The sequence below is a fragment of the Sandarakinorhabdus sp. genome (assembly GCF_041689835.1).
Classification (GTDB): Bacteria; Pseudomonadota; Alphaproteobacteria; order Sphingomonadales; family Sphingomonadaceae; genus Sandarakinorhabdus.
On record NZ_JBDNFM010000102.1, the window covers coordinates 1 to 22,956 of the forward strand.

The 22,956-nt window shown below is 63.5% G+C and carries 23 protein-coding genes; 14 read left to right on the forward strand and 9 right to left on the reverse strand.

The window, feature by feature from the left end:
• Window positions 1–116 precede the first annotated feature (116 nt).
• From ACESL8_RS05105 to ACESL8_RS05130, 6 genes are all read right to left on the reverse strand, one after another.
• Window positions 117–743 (reverse strand): hypothetical protein, encoded by a 627-nt coding sequence (locus ACESL8_RS05105; protein WP_372916552.1) that lies wholly within the window; start codon window positions 741–743, stop codon window positions 117–119.
• Between the two features lie 89 nt (window positions 744–832).
• Window positions 833–1,351: a hypothetical protein gene (locus tag ACESL8_RS05110; protein WP_372916553.1), complete on the reverse strand. Its 519-nt coding sequence runs from the start codon at window positions 1,349–1,351 to the stop codon at window positions 833–835.
• A 98-nt stretch (window positions 1,352–1,449) separates the two neighbouring features.
• Window positions 1,450–1,848, reverse strand: a complete 399-nt coding sequence (locus tag ACESL8_RS05115; protein WP_372916554.1) for a hypothetical protein — start codon at window positions 1,846–1,848, stop codon at window positions 1,450–1,452.
• 114 nt (window positions 1,849–1,962) lie between these two features.
• Window positions 1,963–2,295 carry a 2Fe-2S iron-sulfur cluster-binding protein gene (locus ACESL8_RS05120; RefSeq protein WP_372916555.1) on the reverse strand — a complete coding sequence of 111 codons (333 nt, stop codon included), beginning with the start codon at window positions 2,293–2,295 and terminating at the stop codon, window positions 1,963–1,965.
• Window positions 2,296–2,314: 19 nt separating this feature from the next.
• Complete coding sequence (locus ACESL8_RS05125) at window positions 2,315–3,445, reverse strand: cysteine desulfurase family protein (protein WP_372916556.1); 1,131 nt, start codon at window positions 3,443–3,445, stop codon at window positions 2,315–2,317.
• Entirely contained in the window at window positions 3,442–4,530 is a 1,089-nt protein-coding gene (locus ACESL8_RS05130) for a cysteine desulfurase family protein (RefSeq protein ID WP_372916557.1), read from the reverse strand. Before ACESL8_RS05130 ends, ACESL8_RS05125 begins: the two co-directional genes overlap by 4 nt.
• Window positions 4,531–4,595: 65 nt before the next feature.
• Here ACESL8_RS05130 and ACESL8_RS05135 point away from each other — a divergent pair, with 65 nt between their 5' ends.
• Window positions 4,596–5,243, forward strand: a complete 648-nt coding sequence (locus ACESL8_RS05135; protein ID WP_372916558.1) for an alpha/beta hydrolase — start codon at window positions 4,596–4,598, stop codon at window positions 5,241–5,243.
• A gap of 4 nt (window positions 5,244–5,247) precedes the next feature.
• Here ACESL8_RS05135 and ACESL8_RS05140 read toward each other — a convergent pair whose 3' ends face one another.
• Window positions 5,248–6,348, reverse strand: coding sequence for an anhydro-N-acetylmuramic acid kinase (locus tag ACESL8_RS05140; RefSeq protein ID WP_372916559.1), 1,101 nt, complete (start codon window positions 6,346–6,348; stop codon window positions 5,248–5,250).
• A 65-nt stretch (window positions 6,349–6,413) separates the two neighbouring features.
• On the opposite strand from ACESL8_RS05140, the gene ACESL8_RS05145 reads away from it, so the two are divergent.
• Genes ACESL8_RS05145 through ACESL8_RS05155 form a run of 3 tightly spaced genes read left to right on the forward strand, consistent with a single transcriptional unit; the run spans window position 6,414 to window position 8,804 of the window.
• Window positions 6,414–7,670, forward strand: coding sequence for a serine hydrolase domain-containing protein (locus ACESL8_RS05145; protein WP_372916560.1), 1,257 nt, complete (start codon window positions 6,414–6,416; stop codon window positions 7,668–7,670).
• Window positions 7,670–8,296 (forward strand): squalene/phytoene synthase family protein, encoded by a 627-nt coding sequence (locus ACESL8_RS05150; protein ID WP_372916561.1) that lies wholly within the window; start codon window positions 7,670–7,672, stop codon window positions 8,294–8,296. Before ACESL8_RS05145 ends, ACESL8_RS05150 begins: the two co-directional genes overlap by 1 nt.
• Window positions 8,297–8,345: 49 nt before the next feature.
• A complete protein-coding gene (locus tag ACESL8_RS05155) occupies window positions 8,346–8,804 on the forward strand; it encodes a histidine kinase (protein ID WP_372916562.1) in 459 nt (152 codons plus the stop codon).
• Between the two features lie 2 nt (window positions 8,805–8,806).
• Here ACESL8_RS05155 and ACESL8_RS05160 read toward each other — a convergent pair whose 3' ends face one another.
• Window positions 8,807–10,120 carry a Zn-dependent hydrolase gene (locus ACESL8_RS05160; protein ID WP_372916563.1) on the reverse strand — a complete coding sequence of 438 codons (1,314 nt, stop codon included), beginning with the start codon at window positions 10,118–10,120 and terminating at the stop codon, window positions 8,807–8,809.
• A 46-nt stretch (window positions 10,121–10,166) separates the two neighbouring features.
• Window positions 10,167–11,495, reverse strand: a complete 1,329-nt coding sequence (trmFO, locus tag ACESL8_RS05165) for a methylenetetrahydrofolate--tRNA-(uracil(54)-C(5))-methyltransferase (FADH(2)-oxidizing) TrmFO (protein ID WP_372916564.1) — start codon at window positions 11,493–11,495, stop codon at window positions 10,167–10,169.
• Between the two features lie 241 nt (window positions 11,496–11,736).
• On the opposite strand from trmFO, the gene nuoG reads away from it, so the two are divergent.
• The 10 genes from nuoG (at window position 11,737) to ACESL8_RS05215 (ending at window position 22,877) form a co-directional block, all read left to right on the forward strand.
• Window positions 11,737–13,761 carry an NADH-quinone oxidoreductase subunit NuoG gene (gene nuoG, locus ACESL8_RS05170; RefSeq protein WP_372916565.1) on the forward strand — a complete coding sequence of 675 codons (2,025 nt, stop codon included), beginning with the start codon at window positions 11,737–11,739 and terminating at the stop codon, window positions 13,759–13,761.
• The gene (nuoH, locus tag ACESL8_RS05175; protein WP_372916566.1) at window positions 13,758–14,831 is read left to right on the forward strand and encodes an NADH-quinone oxidoreductase subunit NuoH; all 1,074 of its coding nucleotides are present in this window, start codon (window positions 13,758–13,760) and stop codon (window positions 14,829–14,831) included. The genes nuoG and nuoH overlap by 4 nt, the downstream gene beginning before the upstream one ends.
• A complete protein-coding gene (gene nuoI, locus ACESL8_RS05180) occupies window positions 14,828–15,316 on the forward strand; it encodes an NADH-quinone oxidoreductase subunit NuoI (protein WP_372916567.1) in 489 nt (162 codons plus the stop codon). The genes nuoH and nuoI overlap by 4 nt, the downstream gene beginning before the upstream one ends.
• Before the next feature lie 85 nt (window positions 15,317–15,401).
• Window positions 15,402–16,016 carry an NADH-quinone oxidoreductase subunit J gene (locus tag ACESL8_RS05185; protein ID WP_372916574.1) on the forward strand — a complete coding sequence of 205 codons (615 nt, stop codon included), beginning with the start codon at window positions 15,402–15,404 and terminating at the stop codon, window positions 16,014–16,016.
• Window positions 16,013–16,318, forward strand: a complete 306-nt coding sequence (gene nuoK, locus ACESL8_RS05190) for an NADH-quinone oxidoreductase subunit NuoK (RefSeq protein WP_372916568.1) — start codon at window positions 16,013–16,015, stop codon at window positions 16,316–16,318. The genes ACESL8_RS05185 and nuoK overlap by 4 nt, the downstream gene beginning before the upstream one ends.
• Window positions 16,319–16,320: 2 nt before the next feature.
• Window positions 16,321–18,336 carry an NADH-quinone oxidoreductase subunit L gene (nuoL, locus tag ACESL8_RS05195; protein ID WP_372916569.1) on the forward strand — a complete coding sequence of 672 codons (2,016 nt, stop codon included), beginning with the start codon at window positions 16,321–16,323 and terminating at the stop codon, window positions 18,334–18,336.
• On the forward strand, window positions 18,336–19,904 hold the full coding sequence (locus ACESL8_RS05200) for an NADH-quinone oxidoreductase subunit M (RefSeq protein ID WP_372916570.1): 1,569 nt from the start codon (window positions 18,336–18,338) through the stop codon (window positions 19,902–19,904). Before nuoL ends, ACESL8_RS05200 begins: the two co-directional genes overlap by 1 nt.
• A complete protein-coding gene (nuoN, locus tag ACESL8_RS05205) occupies window positions 19,904–21,364 on the forward strand; it encodes an NADH-quinone oxidoreductase subunit NuoN (protein WP_372916571.1) in 1,461 nt (486 codons plus the stop codon). Before ACESL8_RS05200 ends, nuoN begins: the two co-directional genes overlap by 1 nt.
• The gene (locus ACESL8_RS05210; protein ID WP_372916572.1) at window positions 21,361–22,065 is read left to right on the forward strand and encodes a biotin--[acetyl-CoA-carboxylase] ligase; all 705 of its coding nucleotides are present in this window, start codon (window positions 21,361–21,363) and stop codon (window positions 22,063–22,065) included. Before nuoN ends, ACESL8_RS05210 begins: the two co-directional genes overlap by 4 nt.
• A gap of 20 nt (window positions 22,066–22,085) precedes the next feature.
• Window positions 22,086–22,877, forward strand: a complete 792-nt coding sequence (locus ACESL8_RS05215; RefSeq protein WP_372916573.1) for a type III pantothenate kinase — start codon at window positions 22,086–22,088, stop codon at window positions 22,875–22,877.
• Window positions 22,878–22,956 lie beyond the last annotated feature (79 nt).

Here is a 22,956-nt window from a genome sequence, read left to right on the forward strand (position 1 = left end):
GCAAACGACTTCATTCCGGCAACCTTCCCATGCCTGTTGATGGTCGCCTGCCCTTGATTCAGGGATTTGGTGTTTTGGGAATCCCCCCGCACGAAAAATCCTGCAAAACGCTTTTCTTATCCGCTACGATCATGCACATTCCACCCCGACCCAGCGGAACCGTACCGCATCATGTAATTAGAACTGAACAGCCCTGATGATCCTACAGCTGCGGCGCGGGGGACAGATTCGTCGAAGAACATGTAAAATACGGGCTGCTTGTTCAGGGATTGCACGATAGCATTTCGGCTTGGAACCGAAGCTTTCACGCTGGAGGCTAAAATTCCACCTGTCAGCAGATAGCCAACGCTTCCGCTGGTTTTGGATTGATTTGAAGCAGTTGCCGTTATTCGAACCATGCGTTGTTCTTGCGGCCCGAACATGTACACGCCGGGATAATGCGGAACGCCCGGATCGCCAGAATCCTCGGATAAATCAGCATTACTAGCGATGCCAGCTTCCAGCATGGCAACGAGTACGGATCCGGGAACGCCAGATTTGCTCAGGCTTATCAGAGTGTCAGTGGAGACGTCGTAAGTGCCTGGTAAGGTTTTGATCTTGGAAACGATAACGATGGCAGGCAGCCCGGATGTAACCATTTTCAAGACGTCTTCATTCGCGAATGTTTCTCGTGCATTTGCGTATGACGTCTGGATGGTCATTAATAAAGCCAGTATCGATCTGGCCCGAATTATGATGTTCATTCGGAAAAACCTTGAACATTACTGCACTAACCGTCAACTTCCGGTTGCGACCAATGAGCCCTGAACCCAGTTGAAGGGCCCTCGCCAGTTCAGTGCGGGGCTCCCGGAGCGTCACCAGCAGCCTTAAGCGCTTCCGGGGTTGGCGGAGAGCGCCCGATTGCTGCAGCGGAAGCGGACTGACCGACCGCCGAGGCGGGTACCGGCAATGCTTTGGTCATCGCCCCTCGCACGAAGAGCGCCTCATCGATTTTATCCCAAGCAACCAAATAGGGCTTTGGATCCAATATAGGCTTGTCCAATTTCGAATTTTGCCCATAAGCACTAGACATGCTTTTACTAATAACAAAGTTCAGCCGAATGCGGGATCGCCCATTTGACATCTGCTCGATAAACGCCGTTCCTTTCGTATTACCTGATGCAGCTTGTCCAAATAATGCGTTACCAAAATTTGTCTTATTTACTGTTGGGCTTTGCGCCGTAATAAATCCACTCTGTACATCAGCGCTATCAATTGTGTATCCAAGGTCTTGAAAAACAGACATACACGATGCAAAAAGTGTTTCTTTAGTCGTTTCAAATTCTTTCGATTGAATAGCCTGCAATTCCATGGGCGTGAGCGCCTATTTTTTTGCAGCGAGTGCCGGAGTGGACAGCAAAAATAATGCTGAAGCAGCAGCGTTCATGTATTTGTTCATCGATAAAACTTTCAAAATTCGCTCATGCGGCTCTGAAAATCTGACGCAACATCTTTTGCGTCAAACTTTACGATGAGGGTTGCAGTTCGGGTCGACTCCGAGAAACCCGCGACGCTCTTATTGCCTCCCGCAAACAATATGGTCCAAGAGTTGGAGCCAGCCGACGATTGAGAAACGGTTGCGTGACGCTGATAGCTCCAAACCTCCGAACCGTTTGAGTCGCGGGTTGTAATGTTGGGCGCGCCAAATACCGATAGAACCTCTGCTTTGGTTGTCTTGCCTACGGCAAGATTCATTTGGACGTTTCCCTGCGTCAGCGTGTTCGTTCGCTGATCAACCGGTCCGGGTGCATTTGTCATGCAGCCTGCCAATGCGACAGACATAGCCAAAATCGTAATTCGGAAATTCATGCGTGGCCCCCAAGGCAATCTACTTTTCGAACTTATAAGCAGTCTCTGTCCAAGTCTAGTCTTATAGCGATAGCTGGCATTTCACAAACTTCCAGCAAGTTTCACCGGAAACTTTCAGCGGCTATTGTCCACCACAGTGCGCGGGATTTTCACATCAAGACTGTGAATATCGGCCGTCAGTTTTACCTGGCAGGCCAGCCGGCTCTGGCGATTGGCGCCGGCGGCGAAATCCAGCATGTCTTCTTCTTCTTCGCTGGGCGCCGGCAGCTTGTCCAGATCGCCGCCCACCAAGTGAACATGGCAGGTCGAACACGCCATCGCGCCTTCGCAGGTGCCTTCCAGCGGCTGGTCGTGGGCCTGGGCCACATCAAGCAGTCGGTCGTCCACCGCCGCATCCACGATCTGTTCGCGGCTGCCATCGGCTGAGATGAAGCGGATGCGGGTCATGGCCCGGTGTGTGCCGCGATCACGCCGCGTCTTCAAGCTGGCGCTGCACCGCGGCATTGATCTGGGCGGCGGCCGCGTCAATTTCGGCTGCGGTGGTAAACCGGCCAAACCCCAATCGCAGCGAGGCTTTGGCAGCAATTTCGGCCAGGCCAAGCGCGGTGAGCACATGGCTGGCCCGTCCGGTCACCGCCGCACACGCCGAACCCGAACTGATCGCCAGGCCCGGCAACTGCTGGATCAACGGCACCGCCATGCCCGAAAAGCTGAGATTGAGATTGCCCGGCCAGCGCGCATGCAGATCGCCGTTTACCGTATGCGGCACACTGAGCGCGGCCAGCAGGCGCTCGTGCAGCATTAGCGCGTGGGCGTGATCCGCGGCCATGCGCCTCCCCGCGATGCGCGCGGCTTCGCCAAGCCCGGCGATCAACGCGGTGGGCAGTGTGCCGGATCGGCCATCTTCCTGCCCGCCGCCGTGCAGCAGCGGCGTGATAACGGTGAATGGCCGGCGATACAGCGCGCCCACGCCCTTGGGGCCGTAAATCTTGTGGGCAGTGATGCTCATCAGATCGATGGCCATGGCATCAACGCCCAGCGGCACCTTGCCGAAACCTTGCGCGGCATCAACGTGGAACACGGCGCCAACGCCGTGGGCCAGCGCCGAAATCGCCGCCAGATCCTGCACCACGCCAATTTCGTTGTTCACTGCCATCACGCTCACCAGCGCGACATCCTCGTCCAGCGCGCGTTCCAGATCGCCCAGATCAACCAGGCCATTGGCGCGCACCGGCACCACGGTGACCAGCGCGCCGATGCCGGCCAGATACTGCGCGGTTTCCAGCACAGAACTGTGCTCGGTTGCCAACGTCACGATCCGCCGCCGCGTCTGCCCCGGCGCGGTGAGCAAGCCCTTTATGGCCCAATTGTTGCTTTCGGTGGCGCCGCTGGTGAAGGCGATGCTTTCGGGCGGCGCGCCGATCAACGCTGCAACGTGCTCCCGCGCCAGTTCCACGGCAGCCTTGGCGCGATATCCCCACATGTGCGCGCTGTGCGGATTGCCGAAACCGTCCGCGCCCCATGGTGCCATCGCGTCGGCTACCGCCGGATCCAGCGGTGTGGTCGCGCCATAATCGAGGTAGATCGGCATGCTCATGCGCCAACTCTTCGGCCCAGACGGGCGGCCATGGCAAGCCATGCGGCGGCGAATGCGTCAATGTCGCCGTCCGTGGTGGCGGGGGACAGGCTGACACGGATGGCTTCGGCGGCAGCGGCACCAAGCCCCATCGCGGTGAGCACATGGCTGGATTTGACCTTGCCCGACGAACACGCCGCGCCGGCCGAAACCATGAAGCCTTCCAGATCGAGCATCATCACCTGCGTTGCCGCTGCCACGCCCGCGAGGCCGATGCTGCTGATGCCCGGCAGCCGCGGTGCGCCCTCGCCGTGAATGATGGCGCCGGCCGCTTTCAGCCGCGCCTCAAGGGCCGTGCGGCGGGCGGCGACAGCAGCCCAATCATGATTTTCGGCCACCGCCGCCGCGAATCCGGCGATGCCCGGCAGATTGGGTGTGCCGCCGCGATGGCCGCGCTCCTGCCCGCCGCCGCGCTGGCGGGCGATCAGGCTTTCGGGGTCCCGCACAATCAACACGCCAATGCCCGGCGGCCCGCCCAGCTTGTGAGCGGAGATCGCAGTGAAATCCGCATCGGGCAGCGGCATTTTCCCCGCCGCCTGCACTGCATCCACCAACAGCAGGCCGCCAGCGCTGCGCACCAGCGCCGCCACATCTGCCAGCGGCTGGATCACGCCGGTTTCATTGTTGGCCGCCTGCACCGCCACCAGCGCTGGCCCATTGGCCAACGCGGCGGCCAGTGAATCAAGGTCGATCACGCCGCACGCATCCACGGGCACCGCCGCCGCATCGTCCCGCGCTTGCAGCACGGCGCTATGCTCAGTCGCGCCCACAAGATAGCGCAGGCGTTCCGGTCCCAGCCGCGCGCCGTTTGCCGCCAGCGCAATCGCCTCGGTGCCGCCGCTGGTGAAGATCACTTGGCTTGCCGCCACCCCGGCAAAGCGCGCCACGCCGTCGCGCGCGGCTTCCAGCAGCGCGTTTGCCGCCCGGCCGCCGCCATGCACGCTCGATGGGTTGCCCACCAGGCACAGTGCCTCAGCTACGGCGGCGCGTGCGGCGCTGCTCACCGGCGTGGTGGCGGCATGATCGAGATAGATTCGGCTTTTCATTGCAACTGTGCTCGCTCACGCCATATAGGGCGCAATCCCCGCACAGCGCCAGAACTGGGAACATAATGCCCGAAGTAATCCTGACCGGCCCGGAAGGGCGTCTTGAAGGCCGTTACCAGCCCGGCCCCACGCCGCGCTCTCCGGTGGCCATCATCCTGCAGCCGCACCCGGCGCAGGGCACGATGAACCATCCGATCGTGCTGGCACTGTATCAAAGCTTCGTGCGGCGCGGCTTTGCCACGCTGCGCTTCAATTTCCGCGGCGTCGGCCGCAGCCAGGGCGTGTTCGACAACGGCATCGGCGAGCTTTCGGATGCGGCCAGCGCGCTTGATTGGTTGCAGCAGTTCAACCCCGAAGCCCACACCACATGGGTAAGCGGTTTTTCCTGCGGGGCGTGGATCGGCATGCAACTGCTGATGCGCCGTCCTGAAATCAAGGGCTTCATCTCGATCGCGCCGCCAGCCAACATGTATGATTTTTCGTTCTTGGCCCCGTGCCCATCGAGCGGCATCATCGTTGACGGCGAAAACGACGAAGTGGTGCCGCCGCCCGCCGTGCTCAAGCTGGTCGAAAAATTGAGAACCCAGCGCCACATCACCATCCACCACAGCACCATCCCCGGCGCCAACCATTTCTTCCAGAATGAAATGGCTCTGCTGATGGGCGAAGTAGACGGCTATCTGGATATGCGGTTGGCCAACGGCGGCCGGTAATTCGTCAGGCCACCCGCCCGCCTGCCAGCGGCTGCGGCACACCCGTCGTCTCCGGCCAGCTCAGCGGTTTGCCGTCCAGCACGCGCACCGCCAGCCACGCGAAGGCCTCGGCCTCCAGCGCGTCACCGTTCCAGCCCACCGCTTCCACCGGCTCCGTTGGCACGCCGCAGCGGCGGGCGATTTGTGCCATCAGCACCGGATTGAGCCGGCCGCCGCCCGTCACCAGCAGCCGCCCAATCGGCGGGATGTGGGTGAGGGCGAGGCGCACCGTCTCCGCCGTGAACGCCGTCAACGTCGCCGCGCCGTCGCCCGCTGACAGCCCGCGCAGCGCCGCGATATCCCAGGCGTTGCGGTCGAGCGATTTGGGCGGCGCCGCATCGAACCACGGATTGTCAGCCAGCGTCATCAGCACATTGTCGTGGACCATGCCCCCGGCAGCAAACTTGCCATCTTCATCGTAACTGCGCCCGGTATGGGTGCGCACCCAATCGTCGATCAGGGCGTTGCCGGGGCCGGTGTCGAAACTGCCCCAATTGCCGTCCGCCGCTAACCACGTCAGATTGCCCACCCCGCCTAGGTTGAGCACGCCTAGCCCTCCGTTATTGGGCGGCCGGCCCAGTTCCGCCGATCGCGCCCGGTGATAGCCCGGCGCCAGCGGTGCACCCTGGCCGCCGGCCGCCACATCGGCGCTGCGGAAATCATAGGCGACGGGAATGCGCGTGGCAGCTTTCAGCGTGGCGCCGTCGCCGATCTGCCAGGTCCATTTGCGGTCAGGCCGGTGCGCGATGGTCTGGCCGTGAAAGCCGATCACCGCCACATCGTCGCGGCGCGTGTGCGTGGCGGCGAGCAGGCGGTGCACGGCCATCGCGTGCAGGCCGGTCGATTCCTGTTCCACCGCATCGATCAGCGGGTCGCGCGCCGGGGCGTGCATTTCCAGCGCGCGGGCCATCGCACCGCGCAGGCGCTGGCGATAATCCGGCTCATACGGAAAAAACATGAAAGCGGCCGGGTTCACCACGCCCTCGCCATCGGTTTCGATCAGGGCGGCGTCGATACCGTCCATGGAGGTGCCGGACATCAGTCCGATGGCAATTCGCGTCGTCATTTGCCCACGCTAGCGCAGCACACGGGCGCTGGCCATGCCCGCCGCTCCCGCTTATGAAGCTGGCGATGCGCGCGATTTTTGCTCTCCTTGTTTTTCTGGCCAGTCCCGCCGCGGCCAACCCATTGGCTGATCTGATCGCCGGCAGCGACACGCGTGCGCCGCAGCTTTCAGGCGTTGTCGGTGTGGTTGCAACGCGCAGCCGCATCATTCGCGCCGAAGCGCACGGCCTGGCCGATATCGCCGCAAACCGCCCGCTTATGCCCGACAGCGTCATCCGCGTCGCCTCCATCTCCAAACTCGTCGTGGCCATCGCGGTGTGGCGGCTGGTGGAGCAGGGCAAGATCGATCTCGACCGCGACGTCGGTGCGGTTCTCGGCTGGCAACCGCGCCACCCCGCCCACCCAGATGTGCCGGTGACGCTGCGCCAGCTGCTCTCCCACACCAGCGGCATTGTCGACGGCCCGGGCTATGGCTTTGCCCTCGAAGAACGGTTGCAGGACAAACTCGCCGCCCAGCACTGGGGGCCGGGCGCGCCGGGCCAGCGTTTCGAATATGCCAATCTGAATTACGGCCTCATCGCATCCGTGATGGAAGCCGCCACGGGCGAACGTTTTGATCGGCTGATGACGCGGTTGGTGCTGGCGCCGCTCAAGATTGATGCTGGCTACAACTGGCAGGGTGCATCCGATGCCGCCATCGCCCGCGCCGCCGTTCTGTACCGCAAGGGCGCCGACGAATCGCACTGGAACGCCGCCGGGCCTTGGGCGGCGCAAGTTGATGATCTGCACGGCCAGCGCAGCGCCTGCCCGGTGCGCAGCATCGCCAGCTGCGATCTGGCGGCCTACCAACCGGGCAGCAACGGCACCATCTTTTCGCCGCAAGGCGGCCTGCGCATCACCATCCCCGATCTGGCGCGCATCGGCCAATTGCTGCTGCGCGGCGGCGAATTAAGCGGCGCGCGCCTGCTCAAACCTGCCACGGTGAAGGCGATGCTCACCCCCGTCTGGCAGGCCAGCGGGCCCCAAGGTTCAGGCGCCGTGCCAGGCGATGATTATCACGGCCAGATGCTGTGTTACGGTGCCGGTCCGCAGTGCCTTTCTGGCCGCAAGGGCGCGACCGACCAGCCAGTGCCAAACGCGCGCTGGTGGGGCCATCTGGGGGAGGCTTATGGCCTGCTCGCCGGCTTGTGGGTGGATCAGAAACGCGGCCGCGTGTTCGCCTATGCCCTCACCGGCACCAGCGCCGATCCCGCGCGCTTCCCCAAAATCGCCTCGGCGTTTTATTCAGCAGAAGACATCATCATCGCCGAACTGGCGCAGTGATGGACCCGTTTGCAATCATCGCCAGGGAACTCAAGCAGCGCGACCGCGAACGCTGGCTGGCCTGCCTGTATGCAGCGGCGCCGGCCCGCCCCGCTCTGGTCGCGCTGCTGGCGCTGGACAGCGAGCTGGCGCACGTCGTGGCCAGCTCCACCGATCCCATGCTGGGGGAGATAAAGCTGGCCTGGTGGCGGGACCGGCTGATCGAGCTTGATACCGGCCCGGCCCCGGCCCAACCTTTGTTGCAGGCCTTGCAGGCGCGCGTGCTGCCCCGGCTGTCGGGCGCCGATCTGGCCACGCTGGAAGATCGCTGGCTGTGCCTGCTCGGGGCGGAAGATTTGCCGTCCGCCCATGTCGAAGGCGGGGCTGCGTTGTTCGTTCTGGCGGCGCGGCTGCTGGGCGGTGATTTGGCGGAAGCCGCGATGCTGGGCCGCGCCTGGATGCTGGGGCGATGGGGGGAGGGGCAGGGCGTGCCGGGCCGCACCAGCATATTGCTGCGCCCGCTGCGCGTGCTGGCGGAACTTGCAGCCCGCGACGCCGCCCACCACGCCGCCGGCCGCCCGCTCGAACCGCGCGGCAATGCCGCCCGGCAATGGCTGATGCTCAAGGTGGTTGCGTTCGGCCGCTGAGCCAGCCTATGAATTTTCCCACAGGGTCGTGTGATTGTGGGAGTGTTTCATGCGCCGCATCCTTGGCTTTGTCGCGGCGCTTGTCGGCCTGCTCGGCGCTGGCCTGATCGTGTGGCGCGCGCCGCCCATCACCCAGCCCGCAGCCGCGCTTGCCGTGGCCGCGCCTCCCTCAGCAGCGGCGGCAGCCGATGAGCCTTTGGCCGCCCCGCGCTCCCCCTTGTCCGATGCCGAGCGCGAAGCCCGCCGCCTGAAGCGCTATGACAAGGACAAGGACGGCAACGTGGGCCGCACCGAATTTCAGGCCAACCGCCAAAAATCCTTCACCCGTGCCGACAAGAATGGCGACGGCCGGCTCGAGTTCGATGAATTCGCCGCCGCCACCACCACCAAATTCACCCGTGCCGACCGCAATGCCGACGGCGCCCTGACACCGAGGGAATTTGCCACCACCGCCCTGAAACGCAAACCCAAGGCCGCGTGCGTGTGCGCGGTCGAAGAAGCCGAGTGAGCCTAGATCGTCGCCGTGTCGATCGCCAACAGCGCGGCCAGCAACACATTTGCACCGTTGGCGCAGTCGCCCCAGGTCGAAAGCTCCTTGGGCGAATGGCTGATGCCGTCGATGCTGGGCACGAAAATCATGCCCATCGGGCCCAATGTGGCCAACAACTGCGCGTCGTGGCCGGCCCCGCTGGGCAGATGGATGAACGGCAGGCCCAACTGTTTCGCCGCCGCCTCGATCCGCGACTGGACGGCGGGATGGGCCAGCGCCGCACGAATATTTTCAGTTCGATGAAAGCTGATGGTGGTGCCGGTTTCGGCAGCGATTTCCTGTGCCCGCGCCTGCACCGCCCGGCCCAATTCGGCCACTTTTGATTCCGCCAGATCGCGCAGTTCAACGGTCATTTCCACCCGGCCGGGGATGACGTTGGGCGCGTTGGGAAACACCGCCAATTGCCCCACTGTCCCGACCTGCCGCCCCGGCTCGCGCTTGACGATGCTGTCTACGGCTTCGATCAGCCGCGCTGCCGCAATCAGTGCGTTGCGGCGGCCCGGCATCGGAGTCGTTCCGGCGTGATTGGCAAAGCCGGTGATGGTGACATCATAGCGGTCGATCGCGACAATCCCGTCCACCACGCCGATCGGGATGCGCGCCTTGTCCAATATCCCGCCCTGTTCGATGTGCAGTTCGAGATAGGCGTGGATTGAGCCCGCCGGCCGCGCCGCCTGCGCCAGCCGTTCGGGATCGCCGCCGATGCGCTTCAGGCCATCGCGCAGCGTGATCCCATAATAAAGATTGTCGAGCGCGCCGGGCTCCAGCATCCCGGCAAACGCCGTGCTGCCCACGGTGCCGCCTTCCTCGTTGGACCAGATCGCCATTTCCACCGGGTGGCGGGTCGTGATCTTGCGATCATTCAGGGTGCGCAGCACTTCCAGCGCGCCCATCGAGCCGACATCACCATCGAAATTGCCGCCCGCGCGCACTGAATCGATATGCGATCCGATGATGATCGGCTTGGCACCCTTCATGGTGCCCTCGCGCCGGCCGATGATGTTGCCCGCCGGGTCGATCACCGGGTTCAGCCCGGCCTCGCGCATCAGCCCCATCGCATAGGCGCGCCCACCGATGTCGGCAGCGGAATAGGCGGTGCGGCTCACCCCATCGGCAAAAGTTCCGCCCTCAGGCCGGCCAAATTTGCTCAGGCCTTCCAGCGTTGCCTTCAGGCGCTCACCATCGACACGAAGCACTGTCGCCGCCGCCGCCGGCAGCGCGGCCACGGCGGCAGCCGCCGCGATCATCTGCCGGCGATTGATGTTCTGTGCCATGGCCCGTCCCCTTTGCTGGCGACAGTCACCCGCGGCCGTCAGCGCGTCAACTGGCCGCCGCCATCCACCCCGCCAGATCGGCCCGCGCCCGCGCCACCAGGCCGGGTTTGCGCTGATCCTTCGACGTCGGCGGCGGGGACAGCGGCGGGAACAGCCCGAAATTGACGTTCATCGGCTGGAAGGTCGAAGCGTCGGCGCCGCCGGTGATGTGGGCGAGGATGGCGCCCAGTGCCGTGGTGGCAGGCGGCGGCACCGGTTCGCGGCCCTGCCGCTCGGCAATGGCAAAACGTGCCGCCATCAGGCCAACGGCGGCACTTTCGACATAGCCTTCGCAGCCCGTGATCTGCCCGGCAAAGCGCACCGCCGGCATGGCTTTCAGCCGCAGCGTGGCATCGAGCAGGCGCGGCGAATTGAAGAAGGTGTTGCGGTGCAGGCCGCCCAGCTTGGCAAATTCGGCCTGTTCAAGGCCGGGGATCATGCGCAGCACGCGCACCTGTTCGGCATGCTTCATCTTGGTCTGAAAACCCACCATGTTCCACAGCGTGCCCAGAGCATTGTCCTGCCGCAATTGCACCACTGCCCAGGCGCGGCGGCCGGTGGCGGGGTTGGTCAGGCCCACCGGCTTCATCGGGCCAAAGCGCGGCGTGTTGCGGCCACGTTCCGCCATCACCTCGATCGGCATGCAGCCATCGAAATAGGGCGTGTTGGCCTCCCATTCCTTGAACACGGTCTTTTCCGCCGCCAGCATCGCATCGATGAAGGCCTCATACTGCTCCTTGTCCATCGGGCAGTTGAGGTAATCCTTGCCCTCTCCCTTGTCCCAGCGGCTCTGGAACCAGGCGATATCCTGGTTGACCGATTCAAAGTGGATCACCGGCGCAATGGCATCGAAAAACGCCAGGCTGTCCTCGCCGGTCAGGCCGCGGATGGCCTCGGCGAGCGGCGCGGCGGTGAGCGGCCCGGTGGCGATGATCACGCTGTCCCAGTCCGCTGGCGGCAGGCCGGCGATCAATTCGCGCACGATGGTGACATTGGGGTGATTGGCCAGCGCGGCGGTGACAGCCTGTGAAAACTGGTCGCGGTCCACCGCCAGCGCCGAACCGGCCGGCACGCGGGCGGCATCGGCTTCGCGCATGATCAGGCTGCTCAGCGCACGCATTTCCTGATGGATGAGGCCCACCGCATTATTATCGGGATCATCGCTGCGAAAACTGTTGGAGCACACCAGTTCGGCCAGCCCGTCAGTCTTGTGGGCGTCAGTGCCCTGCACCCCGCGCATTTCGTGCAAAATCACCTGTATGCCGGCCTGCGCGATTTGCCAGGCGGCTTCCGAACCGGCGAGGCCGCCGCCGACGATGTGAATGGATTTGGTCATCGTGCGCCTATAGGGCCAGCTGGTCCGGCTTCCAAGCGTTGGGCATGACCTTGCCGGCCGGAAAAATGCGGCAGTGCGGTATGCGGCGCCGTTTGGCCTTCCCATGGCGAAACGGGATCGCTATACCCGCGCGGCTTGATGGATTTGGTCAAGCGGACCAATTGGAAGCGATTGCGATGCATGTGCGGCCGGCCCCGCGGCGCGGCCCTGTGCGGGCTGATCCGGCAGGATTGAACAGACCATGCCGAAACTGACCGTCGATGGCATTGAAGTGGAAGTGCCGAACGGCGCCACCGTGCTGCAGGCTTGCGAAGCCGCCGGCGCCGAAATTCCGCGTTTTTGCTACCACGAACGCCTGTCCATCGCCGGCAATTGCCGCATGTGCCTGGTGGAAATGGAAAAAGCCCCCAAGCCGGTGGCCAGCTGCGCCATGCCGGCCGCCGATGGCCAGGTGATTCACACTCGCTCCGAAAAGGTGAAGAAGGCCCGCGAAGGGGTCATGGAATTCCTGCTGATCAACCACCCGCTCGATTGCCCGATATGCGATCAGGGCGGCGAGTGCGATCTGCAGGATCAGGCCCTGGCTTACGGCAAGGGCGCCAGCCGCTACGACGAAAACAAGCGCGCGGTGACCGAAAAATACATGGGCCCGCTGATCAAGACGGTGATGACGCGCTGCATCCACTGCACGCGCTGTGTGCGATTTGCCGAAGAAATTGCCGGCGTCGAGGAAATCGGTTCCATCGGCCGCGGCGAGTCGATGCAGATCACATCGTATCTGGAAAAGGCCGTCACCTCCGAAGTGTCGGGCAACGTGATCGATTTGTGCCCGGTGGGCGCGCTCACCTCCAAGCCCTACGCCTTTCAGGCTCGCCCGTGGGAGCTGAAGAAAACCGATTCGATCGACGTGATGGACGCGGTCGGCAGCAACATCGTCGTCGGCAGCCGCGACGCTGCCGTGCTGCGCGTCACGCCGCGCATCAACGACGACGTCAACGAGGAATGGCTGGCCGACAAGAGCCGCTTTGCCGTTGATGGCCTGTCGGAACGGCGTCTCGACAACCCGTGGGTGCGGGTGAACGGCAAGCTGCAGAAAACCGGCTGGGCCGAAGCCTTTGCCGCCATCGCCGCTGGCCTCAAAGGCCTGCAGGGCCACGAAATTGCCGGTATCTTTGGCGATCTGAATGCGGTGGAAGACATGGTGGCCTGCCAGGATCTGCTCGCCGGACTGGGCGCCGCGCGCATCGAGTGCCGGCAGGACGGCGCATTGTTCGACACCGCTGAGCCGGCAAACTGGCTGTTCAACGCCGGGCTGGCGGGCGCCGAGACGGCCGATGCAATTCTGCTTGTCGGCACCAATCCGCGCTTCGAGGCCGCGCTGCTCAACGTGCGGCTGCGCAAGGCCGTGATGAAGGGCAAGGCCAGGGCGTTTGCCATCGGGCCGGAGGTGGATTTGTCCTTCCCGGTTACCCAATTGGGCGACGATGCCGCGCTGCTGGCCAATCTGCCCGCCGATGTGATTGCCGCCTTTGCCAAGGCCCAGCGGCCGATGATCATCGTGGGCATGGGCGCACTGAAAACGCCCGGGCTTTATGCCGCCGCGCGCGCAGCCGCAGCCACGCTGGGCGTGATCAAGGCTGGCTGGAACGGTTTCAATCTGCTGCACACGGCGGCCGCTCGCGCCGGCGCGCTGCGGCTTGGCCTGGCAGTCGATGGCGGCGCGGCTGCGTTGCTCGCCGATGCCGATGTGAAGGCGCTGTTTCTGCTGGGTGCGGATGAAGTGAACGTGCAGGCGGGCCGCTTCACCGTTTACATCGGCACCCACGGCGATTCCGGTGTGGCCTGCGCCGATGTGATCCTGCCGGCGGCGGCCTACACCGAAAAGGCCGGCACCTACGTCAATCTGGAAGGCCGCGTGCAGCGCGCATTGAAGGCGACGCAGGCCCCCGGCGACGCCCGCGAAGATTGGACGATCTTCCGCGCACTCTCCTCCGTGCTTGGCGTCAAGCTGCCCTACGATGATCTGTCGGCCCTGCGCCGCCGCATCGCCGCCGATTGGCCCGATCTCGCCCGCGACGGCCTGATCGACCGGGCTGCAACCCTGCCAGCGATGGGGGCAGATCCAGGCGTTGCCGAACTTCGGGGCCCGCTGCAACACATCTACAGCAATTATCACCTCACCAACCCGGTGGCGCGGGCCAGTGCCACCATGGCGGCCTGTGTGTCCTCGCTGCTCGCCCCAGAAGCACGAGAGGCAGCCGAATGACCTACACCGGCTGGTTCATCGAACAGTTCGGGCAAGGCCTGGGCTGGTTCCTCGCCAACCTGACGCTGATCCTCGCCATCGCCTTTCCGGTGATGGTGGGCGTGGCGCTGGCGGTGTATTTCGACCGCAAGATCTGGGCCGCGATGCAGATGCGGCGCGGGCCCAACGTCGTTGGCCCGTTCGGTTTGCTGCAAACCTTTGCGGATGCCGCCAAACTGTTTCTGAAAGAAACCATTATCCCGTCTGGCGCCTCCACCGGCGTGTTCCTGCTCGCCCCGATGATCAGCTTCACGCTGGCGCTGGTGGTGTGGGCGGTGATGCCGTTCGATGCCGGCCTCGTGCTGGCCGATCTCAATGTCGGGCTGCTGTATGTGTTCGCCGTTTCCTCGATGGGCGTTTACGGCATCATCATGTCGGGTTGGGCGTCCAATTCCAAATACGCCTTCCTCGGCGGGCTGCGTTCGGCGGCGCAGATGGTCAGCTACGAAGTGTCGATGGGCTTCATCCTCGTTGCCGTGATGATGTACGCCCAAAGCCTCAACCTGTCCGACATCGTGATGAGCCAGAAGGCTAATGTGCTGGGCATCCTCAACGGCAACATCTTCAATCCATTGCTGTTTCCGATGGCCATCATGTTTTTCATCACTGCGCTGGCCGAAACCAATCGGCCCCCCTTCGATCTGCCCGAAGCCGAAGCCGAACTCGTCGCCGGCTATCAGGTCGAATATTCGTCCATGAGCTTCGCGCTCTTCTTCCTCGGCGAATATGCCAACATCCTCTTCATGTGCGCGCTCATCCCCACCTTGTTTCTGGGCGGCTGGCTGCCGCCGCTGGACTGGGCACCGTTGTATCTCATTCCCGGTTTCGTCTGGTTCCTGTCCAAGATGGCCTTCATGTTTTTCGTCTTCGCCTGGGTGAAGGCCAGCGTGCCGCGTTACCGTTATGACCAGCTGATGCGGCTGGGCTGGAAAGTGTTCCTGCCGCTGTCGCTGTTCTGGGTGGTTGTCGTGTCCGGCTGGCTGATGTTCACCGGCCATTTTGATCTTGCGCCGGGGAGTCTGCCCGCATGACTGCACTGCTCCGTTCCGCCAAGTCGCTGCTGCTGCTGGAGTTCATCTCCGGCATGTGGCTGACGCTGCGCTATTTCTTCCGGCCCAAGGTCACGCTCAACTACCCGTTTGAAAAAGGCCCGATCAGCCCGCGTTTTCGCGGCGAGCACGCGCTGCGCCGTTATCCCAATGGCGAGGAACGCTGCATCGCCTGCAAATTATGCGAAGCCGTCTGCCCGGCGCAGGCCATCACCATCGAAGCTGAACCGCGCATCGACGGCAGCCGCCGCACCACCCGCTATGACATCGACATGACCAAGTGCATCTATTGCGGGCTGTGCCAGGAAGCCTGCCCGGTGGATGCCATCGTCGAAACGCCCAATTTCGAATTTGCCACCGAAACCCGCGAAGAACTGATTTACGACAAGGGCAAATTGCTCGCCAACGGTGACAAGTGGGAACGTGCCATCGCCAGCAACATCGCCGCCGATGCGGAGTGGCGTTGATGGCCCGGAACCCCGTCATGCTGGCGCAGGCCAGCATCCACCGCGCCGCCAGCGCTGGCCTCCGGCATGACGGTACGGGGGCATTCTGATGGCCGCCTTCGCCTTCTATCTGTTTGCCGGCCTGCTGCTCATCAGCGGGCTGATGGTGATCAGCGCAAAAAATCCGGTGCATTCGGTGTTGTGGCTGATCCTGGCGTTCTTCAACGCTGCCGGCCTGTTCATCCTGCTCGGGGCTGAATTTCTCGCGATGCTGCTGGTCATCGTTTACGTTGGCGCGGTGGCGGTGCTGTTCCTGTTTGTCGTGATGATGCTCGATATCGATTTCAAGGCGTTGCAGCGCGGCGCCCTGAAAAATCTACCGCTCGGCCTGCTCGTGTCGGGCGTCATCCTCACCGAAATCCTGCTGGTTGCCGCCGGCTGGGAAGCCGGGCAGGGCGTGATCATGCACGAAGCCCTCGCTGGCCCGCCGCCGGGGATGAGCAACACCCAGTGGATCGGCAGCCAGCTTTACACGCGCTATTTCTTCGTGTTTTCGATGTCGGGGCTGCTGCTGCTCGCCGCGATGATCGGCGCCATCGTCCTCACCCATCGCCGCCGTATCGGCACCAAGAAACAGGATATCGCCGTGCAGAACGCGCGCACGCCCGCCGGCACGCTCGGCATCGGCAAGGCCGGGCTGGGCCAGGGGGTGGATCTGTGATCGGCCTCACACACTATCTTGCGGTCTCCGCCGCACTGTTCGTGCTCGGCGTGTTCGGCATCTTCCTCAATCGCCGCAACATCATCATCATCCTGATGGCGCTCGAGCTTATCCTGCTCGCGGTGAACATCAACCTCGTCGCTTTCTCGGCCTTCCTGCACCAGGTCCACGGCCAGATCTTCGCGATGTTCGTGCTCACCGTGGCTGCGGGTGAAGCAGCGATCGGCCTCGCCATATTGGTGATCTATTTTCGCAATCGCGGCTCCGTTGCGGTTGATCAAGCCGATCTGATGAAGGGCTGACGATGATCACCATCCTCGTCTTCCTGCCGCTGCTCACCGCGCTTGTCGCCGGCTTGGGCGGGCGCATCATCGGCCACACCGCGGCCAAGGCGATCACCACGGCCGGCCTGTTCGTTTCCGCCGCGCTGGCGTGGGTGATCTTTACGCAATTTTGGCTGAACGACGCTGCCGGCTACAACGTGCCGGTGCTCGACTGGATTCAAAGCGGCGGCCTGTCCGTGCAGTGGGCGCTCAAGGTCGATACGCTCACCGCGGTCATGCTGGTTGTTGTTACCAGCGTCTCGGCGCTCGTCCATCTGTATAGCTGGGGCTATATGGAGGAAGACCCGTCGCAAAGCCGTTTCTTCGCCTATCTGTCGCTGTTCACCTTTGCCATGCTGATGCTGGTGACTGCCGACAATCTGGTGCAGATGTTCTTCGGCTGGGAAGGCGTTGGCCTCGCCTCCTATCTGCTCATCGGTTTCTGGTATCACAAGCCGTCGGCCAACGCGGCCGCCATCAAGGCGTTCGTGGTCAACCGGGTTGGCGATTTTGGTTATTCGCTCGGCATTTTCGGCATTTTCATGGTGTTTGGCACGGTCTCGCTCGATGGCATTTTCGCCGCCGTGCCGCAGCACACGGGTCAAACCTTCAGTTTCCTCGGTGCCCGCGTCGATGTGATGACCTGCCTGTGCCTGCTGCTGTTCGTCGGCGCGATGGGCAAATCCGCCCAATTGGGCCTGCACACCTGGCTGCCCGACGCGATGGAAGGGCCTACGCCCGTCTCCGCGCTCATCCACGCTGCCACCATGGTGACGGCCGGCGTGTTCATGGTCTGCCGCATGTCGCCGATGTTCGAAGCCAGCCCCACCGCGCAGGCTGTCGTTTGCATTGTTGGCGCCTGCACGGCGCTGTTTGCCGCCACGGTGGCCGTGGTCCAAACCGATATCAAACGCGTCATCGCCTATTCGACCTGCTCGCAACTGGGCTACATGTTTTTCGCTGCCGGCAGCGGGGCTTACGGGGCGGCGATGTTCCACCTGTTCACCCACGCCTTCTTCAAGGCGCTGCTGTTCCTGGGTGCCGGCAGTGTCATCCACGCCATGCACCACGAACAGGACATGCGGTTTTACGGCGGCCTGCGCAAACACATCCCGATCACCTTCGCGCTGATGACCGTCGGCACGCTGGCGCTCACCGGCTTCTTCTTCACCGCCGGTTATTATTCCAAGGATGCCATCCTCGAAGCCGCGTTCGCCAGCGGCACCAGCCACGGCACCTTTGCCTTCTTCGTCGGTGCGCTCGTGGCGGCGTTGACCAGCTTCTATTCGTGGCGGCTGGTGTTCCTCACCTTCTTCGGCAAGCCGCGCTGGGCGGGTTCCGAGCATATCCAGCACGCGGCGCACGGCGATCATGGGCACGACGCACCCGCACCCGCACCCGCCCACGCACCCGCTCACGCTCATGACGACGGCACCGCAGGCTATCATCCCCACGAAAGCCCGCTGTCGATGCTCGTGCCGCTGTTCCTGCTCGGCGCCGGCGCGCTGTTTGCCGGGCTGGTGTGGCATGAAGCGTTCGTTGGTGCCGAGGACGGCGCGCAGTTCTGGCGCGGCAGCCTCGCATTCCGCGCCGACCTCATGCACGCCATGCACGAAGTGCCGGCCTGGGTGGTCTACACGCCCTCAGTGGCCTTCTTCCTTGGCCTCGGCCTCGCCTGGTATGTCTATCTGAACAAGCCGTCGATCCCGGTCTGGTGGCAGCGCGAAGTGCCCGGCCTTTACCAGTTCCTTGTGCACAAATGGTATTTCGACGAGCTTTACGATGTGATCTTCGTCCGCCCTGCGCAGTGGCTGGGCCGCCAGTTCTGGACGCGCGGTGATCAACAGACCATCGACCGCTTCGGCCCCAATGGCGCCGCTGATATGGTGGTGGCCGGTGCGGCGACGCTGCGGCGCTTCCAGTCGGGCTATGTCTATTCCTACGCTCTGGTGATGCTGATCGGCCTCGCTGCCGCTGCCGCCTGGATGATGCGCTGATGCCGATCCTTTCCCTGATGATTTTGCTGCCGGTGGCGGCCGCGCTGATGTTGCTCACGCTGCCAGGCGCCGACGCCGAACGGGCTTCCCGCGCCCGCGTCGTGGCACTGGCGACCACCTTGGTGGAATTTGCGCTGGGCATCTGGCTGTGGGCCAGTTTTGATCAAACCACCGCCGCCTTCCAGTTCAGTGAAAATCTGCCGCTGTTCGCGCCGTTCCTCAACTGGTCGCTGGGCATCGACGGCATTGCGCTGATGCTGATCGAGCTTTCGGTGTTCCTGATGCCGCTGTGCGTGCTGGCCAGTTGGGTTGCCGTGAAAAAACGCGTGCCCGAATATATGGCGGCGTTTCTGCTGATGGAATCGCTGATGATCGGCACCTTTGCCGCCCGCGATATCTTCCTGTTCTATCTGTTCTTCGAAGGCGGCCTGATCCCGATGTTCCTGATCATCGGCATCTGGGGCGGCGCCCGGCGGATTTATGCGTCGTACAAATTCTTCCTCTACACGCTGCTTGGCTCGGTGCTGATGCTGGTCGCGATGCTGTGGATGGTGGACGTGGCCGGCAGTTCCGATATCGGCGTGCTGTCGCGCACGGATTTCCCGAAAAACGCGCAATTCTGGCTGTTCCTTGCCTTTTTCGCCAGCTTCGCCGTGAAGATGCCGATGTGGCCGGTGCACACCTGGCTGCCCGATGCCCACGTCGAAGCGCCCACCGCCGGCTCTGTCATTCTGGCGGGCGTGCTGCTCAAACTCGGCGGCTATGGCTTCATCCGCTTTTCGCTGCCGATGTTCCCCGATGCCAGCGCGCAATTGATCTGGCTGGTCTTCGGCCTGTCGATGGTGGCTGTGGTCTACACGTCGCTGGTCGCGCTCGTGCAGCAGGACATGAAGAAGCTGATTGCTTATTCCTCCGTCGCGCACATGGCGTTCGTCACCGGCGGGCTGTTTGCACTCAACACGCAAGGCATCGAAGGCGCGATGGTGATGATGCTCAGCCACGGGCTGGTTTCGGGCGCATTGTTCCTGTGTGTCGGCGTGATCTACGATCGGCTGCACACCCGCGAAATCGGGCGTTATGGCGGGCTGGCCGATACCATGCCCAAATATGCGCTGGTGCTGCTGTTCTTCACCATGGCCAGTGTCGGCCTGCCGGCCACGTCGGGCTTTGTCGCTGAATTCCTCGTGCTTTTGGGCATGTATCAAACCAGCACCTGGGCGACCTTCGTGCTCACCACCGGCATCATTCTGGGGGCCGCCTACATGCTGTGGCTTTATGCCCGCGTCGCTTACGGCAAGGCCGCCGGCGACGATACGCGCGCCATGCCCGATTTGAATGCGCGCGAGATCGCCATCCTGGCCCCGATCATTTTCGCGGTGCTGTGGATGGGCATCTACCCCAAAAGCTTTCAGGATCCGATGAAGCCGGCGATCGCCGCCGTCGTTGCCCGCCTCGAAGGCCGCGCGCTGGCCACCGTGCCAACTGATATGACCCTGTCAGCTGTCCTGCCTGCACTCAAAAGCCCGGCAAACGCTGATAAAGCTCTGGCGCAAGAGAAGCTCCACTGATGCACCCGATCTTCACCTCCATCGCCGTCGCCGGCCCGGAAACCGTGATCACGCTCGGCAGCCTCGCGGCGCTGATGCTCGGCACGTTCACCGCGAAACATCGCGCCCTCACCGTCACCAGCCTGTTTGCCGTGGCGATTCTGGCGCTGGCAGGCTTCACCCTGCTCGATGCCCCGGCCGGCACCACTCGTGCCTTCGATGGCCTGTATGTCGCCGATGATTTTTCCGCCTTCCTCAAGGTCATCATCCTGGCAGCTTCCGCTGCATCGGTGCTGCTGGCGCTGCCGTGGCTCAAGGAAAGCGGCACCGGTCGGTTCGAATATCCGGTGCTGATGCTGTTGGCGACGCTGGGGTTGACGATCATGGTCTCGGCCAACGATCTGCTCACGCTTTACGTCGGCCTCGAACTGGCAGCGCTGCCGTCCTATGTGCTCGCCGCCTTCCACCGCCAGGACAATCGCTCCGCCGAAGCCGGCCTCAAATATTTCGTCCTTGGCGCGCTGGCATCGGGCATCCTGCTTTATGGTGTCACCCTCATCTACGGCTTTTCCGGTTCCACCCAGCTCGACACCATCGCCAGCGTCGTCGGCGGCCAGACCGAACGCTCGCTGGGCCTGCTGTTCGGCATCGTCTTTATCTTGTCGGGCCTTGCCTTCAAGGTATCGGCCGTGCCGTTCCACATGTGGACACCCGATGTGTACGAAGGCGCGCCCACGCCGGTCGCTGCCTTTTTTTCGGCCGCCCCCAAGGCCGCCGCGCTCGGCCTGATGGCCCGCGTGCTGGTCGTGGCCTTCCCCGGAAACATCGCGGCTGATTGGCAGCAGATCCTCATCTTCATCGCCATCGCCTCGATGGTGCTCGGCGCCGTCGCCGCCGTGGCGCAAACCAACATCAAGCGCCTTCTGGCCTACAGCTCCATCGCCAATATCGGCTTTGCGCTCGTCGGCCTCACCCCCGGCACGCCCGCCGGCGTTTCGGCGCTGCTGTTCTACACCGCCGTCTACGTCGCGATGACGCTGGGCAGCTTCCTGGTCGTCCTGCAACTGCGCCGCCCCGATGGCAGCCCTGTGGAAAACATGGCCGATTTCGCCGGCCTGTCCAAAACCCAGCCAAAGCTCGCCGCCGCGCTCGCCATCTTCATGTTCAGCCTCGCGGGCATCCCGCCCTTGCTGGGTTTCTGGCCCAAGTTCGCGGTGTTTCAGGCCGCCGTCGCCTCGGGCCTGATCGCGCTGGCGCTGATCGGCTTCATCGCTTCAGTGGTGGCCGCCTTTTATTACCTGCGCCTCATCAAGATCATGTATTTCGACGAACCGGGAGTTCCGCTCGCCACCGAGGGCAGCGCCGTCAACGGCGCCATGATCGCTGCCTGCGCGTTGTTCTGCTCTCCCATCGGCATGCTTGCCATTTCGCCGCTGGCGGCAGCCACGACCCGCGCGGCTGCGGCGCTTTTCCCGAATTGACCGCTCAGCCCTTCACCCACTTGCCTGAAGTGGGCTCCACCAACGATTGGCTGCTGGCCCGCACCGATACGTTCCCCGATGGCCACTGGGTCATTGCCGATCGCCAGACCGCCGGGCGCGGCCGCCGCGGCCGGGTGTGGAACGACGGCACGGGAAATTTCATGGGTTCGGTGCTGGTCAAGGCCGAAGGGCCGGTGCAGCAACTCAGCTTTGTCGCGGCGCTGGCGCTGCACGACGCGCTGGCGGCGCTCAGCGGCCAACCATCGCGCCTGGCCCTGAAATGGCCCAACGATCTGCTGCTCGATGGCCGAAAATGCGCCGGCATCCTGCTCGAACGCCAGGGCGCGGCGCTGGTGATTGGCATCGGCGTCAACCTCGCGCACCATCCCGATATCGCCGAACGCCCCGCTACCAGTCTTGCTGCTGCCGGGCTGCCGGTGCCAACGCCGGCGGCGCTGCTTGATGAACTGGCCGCCGCGTTCAGCCAGTGGCGCGGCATCTGGGCGGCGCGCGGCTTTGCTGCGGTGCGCGAAGCCTGGCTGGCACGCGCTGCCGGCATCGGCGGGCGCATCGTGGCCCGGCTCGGCAACGAGGCACCGGAAGGCGTGTTCAGCGGTATTGCCGACGACGGCGCGCTTTTGATGCGTCTTGACGACGGCGCGGTGCGTGTCATCCACGCCGGCGAAGTCTTCGCCATCTGATCGCGCCAGGGAGAAGGTCCATGCTGCTTGCCATTGATGTCGGCAACACCAACATCGTCTTTGCGCTGTGTGCCGGCGAGACGATCGTCCACCGCTGGCGCATTTCCACCGATGGCCAGCGCACGGCGGATGAATATGCCGTGTGGCTGCACCAGTTGATGGCACTGGAAGCCGTGGCGATGGGCAGCGTCGATGCCGCCATCATATCCACTGTGGTGCCGCAAACCCTGTTCAATCTGCAGCGCCTGTGCCGCAAATATTTCAAGGTCGAACCGGATGTGGTGGCGCTGGGCCAGATCGATCTGGGGCTCACCATCGCCTTGCCCAATCCCGCCGAAGTGGGCGCGGATCGGCTGGTGAATGCCGTTGCCGCCCACGCGCTGTGGCCGGGCAATCTGATCATAGTCGATTTCGGCACCGCCACCACCTTCGATGTGGTATCAGCCGATGGTGCCTATCAGGGCGGGGCGATTGCGCCGGGCATCAATCTTTCGATGGATGCGCTGTATCAGGCCGCTGCCAAACTGCCGCGCATAGCGGTCGAACCGCCGGCCGACAATGCCGGCGCCATCGGCAAGGGCACCGTGCACGCCATGCAATCGGGCGTGTTCTGGGGCTATGTCGGCCTGATCGAAGGGCTGGTGACGCGCCTGTGCCAAGAGATCGTGGGCCCGGTGACGGTGATCGCCACGGGCGGTCTTGCCACCTTGTTCCAACGCCACACCGCTGCCATAGCCCACGTAGACGGCGATCTGACCATCCGCGGCCTTATCCGCCTCCACCAATTGAACGCAAAGACACAAATAGCATGAAACCCGGTAACGAGTTGATTTTCCTGCCGCTTGGCGGCTCCGGCGAGATTGGCATGAACGTCAATCATTATGGCTGCCA

What these genes read in the sequence shown, in the direction of transcription:
- ACESL8_RS05105 (WP_372916552.1), bottom strand. Translation starts at nt 743, where the DNA reads ATGAACATCATAATTCGGGCCAGATCGATACTGGCTTTATTAATGACC.
- ACESL8_RS05110 (WP_372916553.1), bottom strand. Translation starts at nt 1,351, where the DNA reads ATGGAATTGCAGGCTATTCAATCGAAAGAATTTGAAACGACTAAAGAA.
- ACESL8_RS05115 (WP_372916554.1), bottom strand. Translation starts at nt 1,848, where the DNA reads ATGAATTTCCGAATTACGATTTTGGCTATGTCTGTCGCATTGGCAGGC.
- ACESL8_RS05120 (WP_372916555.1), bottom strand. Translation starts at nt 2,295, where the DNA reads ATGACCCGCATCCGCTTCATCTCAGCCGATGGCAGCCGCGAACAGATC.
- ACESL8_RS05125 (WP_372916556.1), bottom strand. Translation starts at nt 3,445, where the DNA reads ATGAGCATGCCGATCTACCTCGATTATGGCGCGACCACACCGCTGGAT.
- ACESL8_RS05130 (WP_372916557.1), bottom strand. Translation starts at nt 4,530, where the DNA reads ATGAAAAGCCGAATCTATCTCGATCATGCCGCCACCACGCCGGTGAGC.
- ACESL8_RS05135 (WP_372916558.1), top strand. Translation starts at nt 4,596, where the DNA reads ATGCCCGAAGTAATCCTGACCGGCCCGGAAGGGCGTCTTGAAGGCCGT.
- ACESL8_RS05140 (WP_372916559.1), bottom strand. Translation starts at nt 6,348, where the DNA reads ATGACGACGCGAATTGCCATCGGACTGATGTCCGGCACCTCCATGGAC.
- ACESL8_RS05145 (WP_372916560.1), top strand. Translation starts at nt 6,414, where the DNA reads ATGCGCGCGATTTTTGCTCTCCTTGTTTTTCTGGCCAGTCCCGCCGCG.
- ACESL8_RS05150 (WP_372916561.1), top strand. Translation starts at nt 7,670, where the DNA reads ATGGACCCGTTTGCAATCATCGCCAGGGAACTCAAGCAGCGCGACCGC.
- ACESL8_RS05155 (WP_372916562.1), top strand. Translation starts at nt 8,346, where the DNA reads ATGCGCCGCATCCTTGGCTTTGTCGCGGCGCTTGTCGGCCTGCTCGGC.
- ACESL8_RS05160 (WP_372916563.1), bottom strand. Translation starts at nt 10,120, where the DNA reads ATGGCACAGAACATCAATCGCCGGCAGATGATCGCGGCGGCTGCCGCC.
- trmFO (WP_372916564.1), bottom strand. Translation starts at nt 11,495, where the DNA reads ATGACCAAATCCATTCACATCGTCGGCGGCGGCCTCGCCGGTTCGGAA.
- nuoG (WP_372916565.1), top strand. Translation starts at nt 11,737, where the DNA reads ATGCCGAAACTGACCGTCGATGGCATTGAAGTGGAAGTGCCGAACGGC.
- nuoH (WP_372916566.1), top strand. Translation starts at nt 13,758, where the DNA reads ATGACCTACACCGGCTGGTTCATCGAACAGTTCGGGCAAGGCCTGGGC.
- nuoI (WP_372916567.1), top strand. Translation starts at nt 14,828, where the DNA reads ATGACTGCACTGCTCCGTTCCGCCAAGTCGCTGCTGCTGCTGGAGTTC.
- nuoL (WP_372916569.1), top strand. Translation starts at nt 16,321, where the DNA reads ATGATCACCATCCTCGTCTTCCTGCCGCTGCTCACCGCGCTTGTCGCC.
- ACESL8_RS05200 (WP_372916570.1), top strand. Translation starts at nt 18,336, where the DNA reads ATGCCGATCCTTTCCCTGATGATTTTGCTGCCGGTGGCGGCCGCGCTG.
- nuoN (WP_372916571.1), top strand. Translation starts at nt 19,904, where the DNA reads ATGCACCCGATCTTCACCTCCATCGCCGTCGCCGGCCCGGAAACCGTG.
- ACESL8_RS05215 (WP_372916573.1), top strand. Translation starts at nt 22,086, where the DNA reads ATGCTGCTTGCCATTGATGTCGGCAACACCAACATCGTCTTTGCGCTG.